This is a genomic window from Metasolibacillus meyeri, from assembly GCF_003049505.1.
In the GTDB taxonomy this organism is placed as follows: Bacteria; Bacillota; Bacilli; order Bacillales_A; family Planococcaceae; genus Metasolibacillus; species Metasolibacillus meyeri.
Window position 1 is genome coordinate 1 of the sequence record NZ_PYWN01000180.1, and the last position, 10,118, is coordinate 10,118.

11 protein-coding genes are annotated in these 10,118 nt (G+C 35.6%); 7 read left to right on the top strand and 4 right to left on the bottom strand.

From position 1 onward, the window contains the following. From C9J34_RS22500 to C9J34_RS20015, 5 genes are all read left to right on the top strand, one after another. A partial coding sequence (locus C9J34_RS22500) for a hypothetical protein (RefSeq protein ID WP_238600731.1) occupies nt 1-216 on the top strand: 216 nt, incomplete at its 5' end. A gap of 175 nt (nt 217-391) precedes the next feature. After that, nucleotides 392-1,903 carry a coproporphyrinogen III oxidase gene (locus C9J34_RS20000; protein WP_107841937.1) on the top strand — a complete coding sequence of 504 codons (1,512 nt, stop codon included), beginning with the start codon at nt 392-394 and terminating at the stop codon, nt 1,901-1,903. Between the two features lie 246 nt (nt 1,904-2,149). Beyond that, nucleotides 2,150-3,577: a GGDEF domain-containing protein gene (locus tag C9J34_RS20005; RefSeq protein WP_107841938.1), complete on the top strand. Its 1,428-nt coding sequence runs from the start codon at nt 2,150-2,152 to the stop codon at nt 3,575-3,577. 17 nt (nt 3,578-3,594) lie between these two features. Next, nucleotides 3,595-4,791: an MBL fold metallo-hydrolase gene (locus C9J34_RS20010; RefSeq protein WP_107841939.1), complete on the top strand. Its 1,197-nt coding sequence runs from the start codon at nt 3,595-3,597 to the stop codon at nt 4,789-4,791. Beyond that, on the top strand, nt 4,778-5,026 hold the full coding sequence (locus tag C9J34_RS20015; RefSeq protein WP_107841940.1) for a DUF3006 domain-containing protein: 249 nt from the start codon (nt 4,778-4,780) through the stop codon (nt 5,024-5,026). The genes C9J34_RS20010 and C9J34_RS20015 overlap by 14 nt, the downstream gene beginning before the upstream one ends. Nucleotides 5,027-5,079: 53 nt before the next feature. On the opposite strand, the gene C9J34_RS20020 is transcribed toward C9J34_RS20015, so the two are convergent. From C9J34_RS20020 to C9J34_RS20030, 3 genes are all read right to left on the bottom strand, one after another. Next, a complete protein-coding gene (locus tag C9J34_RS20020; RefSeq protein WP_107841941.1) occupies nt 5,080-5,676 on the bottom strand; it encodes a hypothetical protein in 597 nt (198 codons plus the stop codon). A gap of 81 nt (nt 5,677-5,757) precedes the next feature. After that, a complete protein-coding gene (locus tag C9J34_RS20025) occupies nt 5,758-6,324 on the bottom strand; it encodes a hypothetical protein (RefSeq protein ID WP_107841942.1) in 567 nt (188 codons plus the stop codon). Continuing rightward, nucleotides 6,321-7,049 (bottom strand): YpjP family protein, encoded by a 729-nt coding sequence (locus C9J34_RS20030; protein WP_107841943.1) that lies wholly within the window; start codon nt 7,047-7,049, stop codon nt 6,321-6,323. The genes C9J34_RS20025 and C9J34_RS20030 overlap by 4 nt, the downstream gene beginning before the upstream one ends. Nucleotides 7,050-7,322: 273 nt before the next feature. Between C9J34_RS20030 and C9J34_RS20035 the strand changes: the two genes are divergently transcribed. Then, on the top strand, nt 7,323-8,111 hold the full coding sequence (locus C9J34_RS20035) for an HAD family hydrolase (RefSeq protein ID WP_107841944.1): 789 nt from the start codon (nt 7,323-7,325) through the stop codon (nt 8,109-8,111). A 110-nt stretch (nt 8,112-8,221) separates the two neighbouring features. Next, nucleotides 8,222-8,560 (top strand): hypothetical protein, encoded by a 339-nt coding sequence (locus C9J34_RS20040; RefSeq protein WP_107841945.1) that lies wholly within the window; start codon nt 8,222-8,224, stop codon nt 8,558-8,560. Between the two features lie 116 nt (nt 8,561-8,676). On the opposite strand, the gene C9J34_RS20045 is transcribed toward C9J34_RS20040, so the two are convergent. Continuing rightward, the gene (locus tag C9J34_RS20045; protein WP_107841946.1) at nt 8,677-9,930 is read right to left on the bottom strand and encodes a polysaccharide deacetylase family protein; all 1,254 of its coding nucleotides are present in this window, start codon (nt 9,928-9,930) and stop codon (nt 8,677-8,679) included. Nucleotides 9,931-10,118: the final 188 nt, after the last annotated feature.

Here is a 10,118-nt window from a genome sequence, read left to right on the forward strand (position 1 = left end):
CCAGCGTTTCACGCGCAGAGAAAACCACCAGTTCTACTGGTGGTTTTTATTTTGAGTAAGCAGAAAAGCGCTCATAAGCATGACAAAAGTGATCATAACACATCAAAATTCGCTCATAAGTATAGGAAAAGCGCTCATAAAATTCCTGGCTCACAAGCTTTTGCTCTTTTGTCAGTGTCATATGCTGTTGATGAAAAGTATATATGTTTGACCTAATCTAATAAATCACATAACCTTCCTATCTTAAGGCGTTAAAGGAATTACATAAAAAACAACAAGCATTTTTACGAAAAAAATGCTTGTTTTTTGGTACAATGATAAATAGTATGTTTATGCCGTATGAGCAAATAGATAGCATTATATCAACTGACAATGAGGTAGAGAAAAAACGATGAAAACAATACAGATAAATGAACAATTTAAAGAGGATTGGAAGCGAGTATTAAATCATATTGCCAATCTTTTTTATGAAGATTCAGTTATTCAATTTACACAGGCAGGCGCTGATATGGCAATAGCCTTTCAACATCATATAGAGGCAGATTTTACAATTCATACCGCAGCACAATTAACTGTTGATGGTGAAAAATATGTAAGCAATTATGCGATTCGCTATGCGACAGAGGGAACAGAAAAAGAGCAAAGTATTCGTATGAAGCGCGCGTTATCACATGTTATGCTCGATGTACTTGAGCAATATACGGGTATGACGCAGCAATGGGGCATTTTAACGGGCGTTCGTCCTACGAAGCTTTATCATAAATATCGCAAAGCTGGGATGAGCGAGGAAGAAATTTTCGCCATTCTAAAAAAGGATTATCGCTTATCAGATACGAAAATTTCTTTAATGAAAGAAATTGTGGCGAGACAGCTGAAGATTATTCCAGATTTAGACGAACTCGGGCAAGAAATTTCAATTTATATTGGTGTGCCCTTTTGTCCGACGATGTGCGCTTATTGTACATTCCCCGCATACGCTATTCAAAGTAACCGCAAGCAGGGGCGCGTAGAAAAATTTATTGATGGACTGCATATTGAATTGCGCGAAATGGGGAAATGGTTAACAGAGCATAATATGCGCATTACATCGATTTATTGGGGTGGAGGGACGCCGACTTCTATTGAAGCAGACGAGATGGATGCACTTTATAAAACGATGTTTGAATCGTTTCCAAATCCGCATACTATTCGTGAAATTACAGTGGAAGCAGGACGACCTGATACGATTACGCCTGAAAAATTAGAAGTGCTAAAAAAATGGGGAATTGACCGCATTTCTGTAAATCCTCAATCGTATACACAGGAAACTTTAAAGGCCATTGGGCGACATCACACGGTGCAGGAAACGATTGATAAGTTTTGGTTATCGCGTGAGCATGGCATGAATAATATTAATATGGACTTAATTATTGGCTTACCAAATGAAGGCATTGCTGAATTTGACCATTCATTAAATGAATCGGCAAAAATGATGCCTGAATCGCTAACTGTGCATACATTAAGCTTTAAGCGAGCATCCGAAATGACGCGTAATAAAGATAAATATCGTGTAGCAGATCGAGACACAGTAAGTGAAATGATGCAAATGGCGACAGATTGGACAAAAGAAAATGGCTATGTTCCATATTATTTATACAGACAAAAAAATATCTTAGGAAATTTAGAAAACGTCGGTTATTGTAAGCCAGGTGAAGAATCTATTTACAATATCGTGATTATGGAAGAAGTACAAACAATTTTAGGGATTGGCTGTGGCGCTTCATCAAAATTCGTTCACCCTAAAACAGGTAAAATAACCCAATTTCATAATCCTAAAGATCCGGCTGCCTATATCATGACTTTTGAAGAAGCAATTAAGAAGAAAATTGAAATTTTGAATGATTTATATGTGAAAATTAGTTAAAATAGCAGGGAATAGCATATTCATTTTATGTTATTTCCTGTTTTGTTTAAATATGAAAACGTTTCCTATGATAAATTTTAACTAGTTCATTTTAGAGTTCGTTAGATATTTCAAAGGAATCGGATATTTTTATGTTGTGAAAGAAAACTAAATGGGGAGCTGGTAAAAAGTCAGCCTCAGAACCATGATAAATATTTGGATTGAATAGTTCCTCCGCTTTCGGTGGAGAGTCAAGGAGATGCGCTTATGAATAAAGGTACACTAAAAGAACTGGCAGGAACAATTAGAAATCTACGTGCTGAAGAGCGCTACGAGGACATCATTATATTAAGTGATGAAATCGCGAATAAATTATTCAAATTAAATGAAGTTGATGACGTATTGGACATATTAAAAAATCGAATCGTTGCTCATGTGTATACGGGTTGCTATGAAGAGGCTTTTGCTTCGCTCTTTCAAGTGGAACAAATATGCAGCAATCATCCATCAGATGAACACTACAGCATGTATTATGGTTTAGCAGGTATTCTATATACGGTTTTAAGTCATACAGAGATGGCGAAGGAAGTTATGCTTAAAGCGGAGGCACTTGCTCAAGAACAAAAGAAATACAGGCAGTTATGTTACACATACTCCAATTTATCAAATCTTTATTACGATTTAAAAAATTATGAACAAGCAAAGGCGTATGCAGTAAAAGCACTTGAAACATTGCCTCATTTTGATTGTGAAAAAATCGATTTGCTGCCGATAAAAGTGAATGCAGTCATTGCTTTTGCCTATGTTGGAGATGTAGAAGCCGCAAGCGAATTGTATATAAAGATGCGAGAAATAGTACATGCATATGGTAAAAATCGCGATGATCGTAATAGGGCATTGCTATATAATGCGAAAATGGCACTGGAATTTACAAAAGGATGTATGGAACAGGCGATTGAAGCTGCTGAAAAAGCAAAACAAATCTTTATTAAGCAAGGCGACCTTTATATGGTAAAGGTGATGCAACGAGCTCTTATTGATTATTATAAGAAAAGTAACAAAGTTGAGAAGCTTGTTAGCGCTCAGGAGGAATATATAGCGCTATTAGAAAAGCATGAGCAAGAAGCATACAATCGTGCGTTATTAAAATTTCAGTTAGATGAAAAGAAACGCAAATATAAAATGGCGTCTTTTATTGATCCATTGACCCAAATTTACAACCGTGGTTATATAGAGTATCAGGCACCCAAATACCTTTTAGATGCGAAATATAACAATCATTTTGTTGGTTGCGTTATTTTTGATATCGACTATTTTAAGCAAGTTAATGACGTATATGGCCATTTGATAGGTGATGATATTATAAAATTCGTTGCTACAAATGCAGCGCAACTCTTTACGCAATACGATGCTATTTTTGCACGGTACGGTGGTGATGAATTTATTGCTTGTGTTCGTATGAAAGATATACAGCAATTTGAAAGAATGATAAAGAAGCTTTACTCATTTTTTAAAACAGAATCTGCTTTAACGAAAGAAGGTCATTTACAAATTAGTATAAGCGTAGGTGCTTATATAGTAGAGGCAACAAAGATTGAAGATTTTACGGAGCTGTTACAAACAGCAGACAAAGAATTGTATGCAGTAAAGCGTAACGGGCGCAATGATTTTAAAATTGCTTATGCGAAGCAGTAGAAAAGAAGAGGTTATGAATGAAGAAAATAGTTTTTAGTTTATTTGCTGTTGCTCTATTATTAGTAGGCTGTACAATTGAATTTCAGCAAACAGAGCAGCAGTCTGTTTCAGGTAATGAAATGAGTGTCCATTTTATTGATGTAGGACAAGGCGATTCAATCTTTATTCAATCACCAAATGGTAAAACGATGTTGATTGATGGCGGTGTAAAGGGAGCGGGTAAAAAAGTTGTCGACTATTTGCGAGAGCAAGGAGTAAAGAAATTGGACTACGTTGTAGCGACACATCCTGATGCAGATCATATCGGAGGCTTAATAGCGGTGTTAAACTCTATTTCAATCGGACATTTTATTGATTCTGGCAAGGTGCATACATCGCAAACATTTGAGGAAATGTTAACATTAGTGATGGATAAAAATATTGCATACAATGTACCTGAAAAAGGCGATAGGATTGATTTTGACAAGGAATTGACAACAGAAGTTATTTACGCGGACGAAAATGCTTCAGATAATAATGATGCATCTATTGTTTTAAAAATTACATATGGTGAGGTTTCATTTTTATTAACTGGCGATGCGGGCGTTAGCATTGAAAAGCAATTATTACAGGAAAATATTCAAGCGACCGTGTTAAAAGCTGGACATCATGGCTCCAATACGAGTAGCTCTTTAGCCTTCATTCAAGCAGTAAAGCCTGAGGCGATTGTTTTAAGCTATGGACAGGATAATAAATATGGTCACCCACACGCAGAGGTTATTGAAAATGCGCTAACAGTTAAAAGCAAAATTTACGGTACTGCAGAAGCAGGCACGATTGTTTTTACAACAGATGGGGTAAGCTATGAGACAACGGCTGCACGATGGACTGGTATGGGCGCGACGAGCTCGATTAGCACAAAACCAACAGCTAAAAAAACACAAGTTGAGTTGGTTAGTAAAGATTTAATTGATGAGGTTGTTGTTATTCAAAATAAGGGAAGCGAGCCTGTATCCTTACAAGGTTGGCAGCTTGTATCAGTAGAAGGAAAGCAAGTATTTAACTTTCCTAATATTACACTTCAACCAAACAGTAAATTATCTATTACGAGCGGCCCAGATGCGAAGGATGGCAAAGGTATATTAAAGTGGACTGCGAAACAAATATGGTCAAATAGTGGTGATGCAGCACAGCTTATCAATGCAAAGGGAGAGGTTGTTAGTGAGCTTGAATAACTATACATTAGATCGCTTTGAAGGAGATTATGCGATTTTCTTGAAGCGACCAGAGGAAACTGAGCAAATTCTTATCCATCGCAGTGAATACAGCGAGCAGCTGTCTGAAGGGGATATTGTAGCAATTAGCTATGAAGATGGCATCTATCACATCGAGCGATTAGAGGGAGAAATAACTGCACAGCAAAATAAGATGAAGCAAATGATGCAGGCATTGCGTAATAGGAAGAAATAATAAATTTCATTTATGCTTTTTGAATATCGTTTTGTTGTCTCAAAGGTAGAATACTAATCTACCTTTGAGATATTATTATTTAAATAGCGGTTAATTGTACCAATCCATTCTTTTACTTTATGCTGTTGCTCTTCATAAGTTAACGCACAACTATAAGTAAACTCATTATCAATAGTTAAATAGCGTAGCACAGGTGGTAAACGGTGCATATGAGGTCGTAGAAGCATATTTCCTTCTTCGGTATTATCCATAAGAATATATTTTTTTTCCTCTGTAATTAGTGTACGAGTAGCATATTCCACATCATCGATTGTCACCCAAATATGCCCTTTTGAAGGATGACATTGTAGATGATTGCCTGTTGGTAATTTAGCAAGTGCTTGTTCAAAAGCAAATAGTCGTTCTTCGTTGATTAAAAAGTAGCGAAAAGACCAATCTATTTTTTGGTTACAATTTCCCTCCCAATATACATCGTATACATCATATTCTACTAATAAATTTTGAGATTCAGTCGGTGCAGATGCAGGGATTTCATATGACATAATTTCAAAAGGTGCAAGATGTGCCATAAATAAAGCATAGATAGCTGAATGGTCTAACTGGCAACCATATGTTAATAATAACTTTCTTTCTAAAAGTATTTCGCCCATTTTGCACCTCTCTTTGTATTTAAATAATTATATATGAGTAGCCTCTACCCATAAATAAAATGGATAGAGGTATTTTTATTGCTATAGACCTTTCACTTCGTTCAAGTATTGATGAATTGTTAAAATCCATTCTTTTACTTGTTCTTGTTGCTCCTCATAGCTCTTTAGAACATGTTGATGAATAATTAAATAGCGTAATTTATTAGGTAAAAGGTGCAGTTTATTGCGGATAAGGTCATTTCCTTCTTCTGTTCGATTTATAAAAGCAAATTTTGTATTATTGTCAGATGAAATGAGGGTACGTACATCATATTCTAAATCATTAAGTGTTACCCAGATGTGTCCTCTCGCATCAAAGCATCGGATAGGCATACCAATATTTAGGTCATTAAGTGCTTGTTCGAATGCAATTAAGCGCTCTTTTTTCAACAAAAAATTTTGAAAAGAGAAATTTGAACTTATATGATCCTTTTCTAAATTAGCATCATAGACATCGTATGATACAAGTAATTTTTCGTTTGGTATACATACAGGAATCTCATCAGACAAGATTTGAAAAGGTGCCAAATGTGTGTGAATTAAGTTATGAATACTTTTATGGTCTAAATTGCAACCATATGTAGATAAGATAATTCGTTCACTAATCATTTTTTTAATGGTGCTCCCCATTTTGGTAAAGTACTATGATTTAGTTCTATTTGGCCATGATGCCAATTCCAATTATCACGTAAATGCCAATGCCAAATAGATTTAGTTCCATTTTCTTCTAGGTTAACATGGAAACGTATAAAATCACCAGCATTGTCTTGCAATGAAAGAATATGCTCCCCTTGATTAATTCCATTTGCAGCACCGCTACTTTCAGGTCCCTTAGAGTCTTTAAATGTGTATTTTTTTGTAGCTTGTTCAGCTGCGTCTTGCATTTGTGGTATGACCTTCTTTTCAACTTCAGTTCCAATTCTTTTGCTAATTTCTTTTCCCATTTTTTTCTTAACAGCAGTGTCTACTAATGCTCTAACCAATACATGAATAATTGCAGGTTGAGCTATTATTTCGTTATTATTAGCGGTAAAAGTCGTATTGACTTCACTTTCTGTACTGAAACCTTCATTTAAATAATAGTAAAGTAATGCAGTATTTTCATCTGAAATATTATATGATTTTAGAGTTTTCTCATCTGCAAACTCTAAAAATACTTCTTGATTATAAGAAATAAATTCTACACCATTCTCAAAATCACTTCTTGTTATATTCCAATTTTCAAGTTGTGTATCTAGTGTATTTTGACTGGCTAAACTAGAAATTGGAAGTAAAGTTTGGATAATTAAAGTAAATATTAGTAGTATTGATAATCTTTTAATTAATTTATTCATTATTTCCTCACCTTTATTTTTTATATTCTGGGATCTCCTATGTATTATTGTATATTTTACCTGTAAAAAATTGCAATAATTAAGTTGTGTTTTTTTTATGAACTTTACTTCGATGAAAGTATTAAAATAATAGTATTTAAAATCTGATTTATTTTTTAGAATTGAATGCTTCTAAATTAGATATTTTGTTATAAAATTTATGTTAAAAGAATGTTCTGAAAAGTTAGCTATTATGGTAGGATAATAGAAGAATACATAGATAGGGGCTACCATATGACAATTGAAACCATCATTTTTGATTTAGATGATACATTATTATGGGATAAAAAGTCGGTACAAACAGCATTTGATAATACTTGTGCATATGCAAGTGAGCGTTATGCAGTGGATGCAAAGCAATTGGAGCAGGCTGTGCGTGAAAGTGCAAGAGCGCTTTATGAAGCATATGAAACATACGATTATGCGATGCTAATTGGCATTAATCCATTTGAAGGGCTTTGGGGAACATTTGATGATTCAACTGAGATGTTTCAAAAAATGAAATCACTTGTACCGGCATATCGTACAGCTGCATGGACACAGGCATTAGCGAAGCTTGGGATTGAGGATGCAGCGTTTGGCTTTGAGCTTGGAGAGCGATTTGTAGCAGAGCGTAAAAAAAATCCATTTTTATATGAGGATACATTTGCGGTATTAGATGAACTAAAGGGGAAATATCAGCTCGTTTTGCTAACGAATGGTGCACCGAGCTTGCAAAATACCAAGCTTGAAATTACACCACAGCTCATATCTTATTTTGATCATATTATTATTTCAGGCTATTTCGGCAAAGGAAAGCCAGATGTAGCGATTTTTGAATATGTGCTAGAGCAGGCTAACACAACAGCTGAAAATGCCATAATGGTCGGCGACAATTTAATGACAGATATTTTAGGGGCATCGCGTATAGGGATGCGCAACGTCTGGGTGAACCGAGAGCACAAAGAGCCTAATGCAGAGGTAATACCTACATATGAAGTAGACTCATTAACAGCATTTTTGACGCTTGTAAAGAGTCTATAAAAATTGAGTGTGAAAGTAGCTAATTACTTTCACGCTTTTTTTATTCAAAATATTGAATTTTCTAATTTTTTAGATATAATAGAATATATAGAATGGAGAGGGAAATGCTTATGAAAAAGAACTGTTGTGAAAACTGCCAACGCGCAGCAAATATTGTGGAAATTAATCAATTATGTATAGAAGGGCATGTTGCAAAGCTTTGTGTTGCATGTCATACTGTATTGGCGCAGGAAAGCCAACGAACGCGCTTTTTCACTTTAGTACGCAGTAAAGATAAGCAATCCTCAAACAATGAAATGCAAAAAATTCATCGTAAGCTATCGTTGCTAATTGCAACAGGTATATTTGCAATTGCCTGCGCGTCAGGGGTAGCAATCGTGGAGCATATGGACATATTACAAACAGCCTCAACAGAATATTTAACGTTTGCGGAATTAAATCGATATTAAAAAGCTAGCTAGGAATTTTCCCAGCTAGCTTTTAATTTACTTATTGTGAAAAATAATTAAAGAAAAGAGGCAAAAATAGAACCTTTGTCATGTCTTTTTTCAATGACTTAACATGATTATTGTGCAATCAGCTCTGACACTGTCACAAACTCATAGCCCTGCTTCGATAAATAGCTCAAGACGCCGTCTAAAGCATCTGCTGTTGTTTGATGAATATCATGCATTAAAATAATGCTGCCATTATATGAGCCGTTTTGTACAGCCTTCAATGTTTTAGAAGGCGTGCGATGTTGCCAATCAAGCGTATCGACAGACCACATCACAAGTGGAACAGATAATGAGCTTAAAATTTCTTTATTATATGCACCATACGGTGGTCTAAATAATGTTGGCTCCTCACCAATAATGGACTTCACGATTTTATTTGTATCATTAATTTGTGCATTTACTTGTTTAACTTCGATTTGTGTAAGCTTAGGGTGGTTCCACGTATGATTGCCAATTTCGTGTCCGGCCTCATATACTTCCTTCAAAACCTTAGGGCTTTTATTGACACGGTGTCCAGTCACGAAAAATGTTGCTTTGGCATCATATTTTTTTAAGGTTGCTAATATTTGCTTTGTCACGGTAGGGTGAGGACCATCATCAAAGGTTAAGGCAATTCGCTTTGTTTTTGTGGCAATGCCTTGGCTATATTTTCCTGGCTTAGGAACAGGAACGGCCTTTAAACCATGCGCTAATACATAGCCTTCTACATGCTGATCTGCCACAATATACGCCCAACCTTGAAAATTAGTATATACATCGACTTTTGTATTCGCAGGAATAACAGTTAGGTTTTCACCAAATTTACTGGCGATATTGCGTACAACTAATCCATCTTGTCTTTGGACGAGCATTTTTTGAGAAGTTGGTGCTTTTAATGCTGTTGCAATGACATATCCCGTTAAATTACCATACTGTACAAAATACCAGTTCTCTTCATTAGTTGTGTATGCATGCACGATGCTGTCTATATAAAGAGTACCCAAATGTTTTGCTTGTGCTGCTGTTGTTTCTCTTACAATTGGCGGATTTTTTGCGGATGCCAGCATTAATGTCGATTGGGCAGATTTTAACGTAGTGGAAGGTACATAGCCTTGCTGTCCTTTATATTCAATATGTGCCCACCCAGCTTCGACATTATGTAAAATAACGATTGCTTTTGGTGGTAATGATGTAATTGGCGTGACGTAATCACTTGACAATAAGTATGTTTCCTCTACAAGCGTTCGTATGGCTGTTTTATCTTGTGCTGCTTCTGTTTTTATATTCATAAAAAGCATGCTGACAAATAAAACGGCAAGCGACGTATAGAGCCATTTTTTCATATACAATCTCCCCTTTGCCTTCCATTATATGCGACAACGAATAAATAAGTAAAAAGAGAAGTCTGAAAAGCGAGGAATTTGAGAAGGGAAGAACTTTTCAGGCTTCTTTTTTGATTCAAAAGTAACGATTCGCCCAACGAACATGGAAAATCGCTCAACGAACAGCGGAATTCGCTCAACGAACATGG

Excerpts from the sequence above, each read along its gene's own strand:
- C9J34_RS20035 (WP_107841944.1), top strand. The coding sequence starts at position 7,323 with ATGACAATTGAAACCATCATTTTTGATTTAGATGATACATTATTATGG.
- C9J34_RS20010 (WP_107841939.1), top strand. The coding sequence starts at position 3,595 with ATGAAGAAAATAGTTTTTAGTTTATTTGCTGTTGCTCTATTATTAGTA.
- C9J34_RS20000 (WP_107841937.1), top strand. The coding sequence starts at position 392 with ATGAAAACAATACAGATAAATGAACAATTTAAAGAGGATTGGAAGCGA.
- C9J34_RS20025 (WP_107841942.1), bottom strand. The coding sequence starts at position 6,324 with ATGATTAGTGAACGAATTATCTTATCTACATATGGTTGCAATTTAGAC.
- C9J34_RS20045 (WP_107841946.1), bottom strand. The coding sequence starts at position 9,930 with ATGAAAAAATGGCTCTATACGTCGCTTGCCGTTTTATTTGTCAGCATG.
- C9J34_RS20020 (WP_107841941.1), bottom strand. The coding sequence starts at position 5,676 with ATGGGCGAAATACTTTTAGAAAGAAAGTTATTATTAACATATGGTTGC.
- C9J34_RS20040 (WP_107841945.1), top strand. The coding sequence starts at position 8,222 with ATGAAAAAGAACTGTTGTGAAAACTGCCAACGCGCAGCAAATATTGTG.
- C9J34_RS20005 (WP_107841938.1), top strand. The coding sequence starts at position 2,150 with ATGAATAAAGGTACACTAAAAGAACTGGCAGGAACAATTAGAAATCTA.
- C9J34_RS20030 (WP_107841943.1), bottom strand. The coding sequence starts at position 7,049 with ATGAATAAATTAATTAAAAGATTATCAATACTACTAATATTTACTTTA.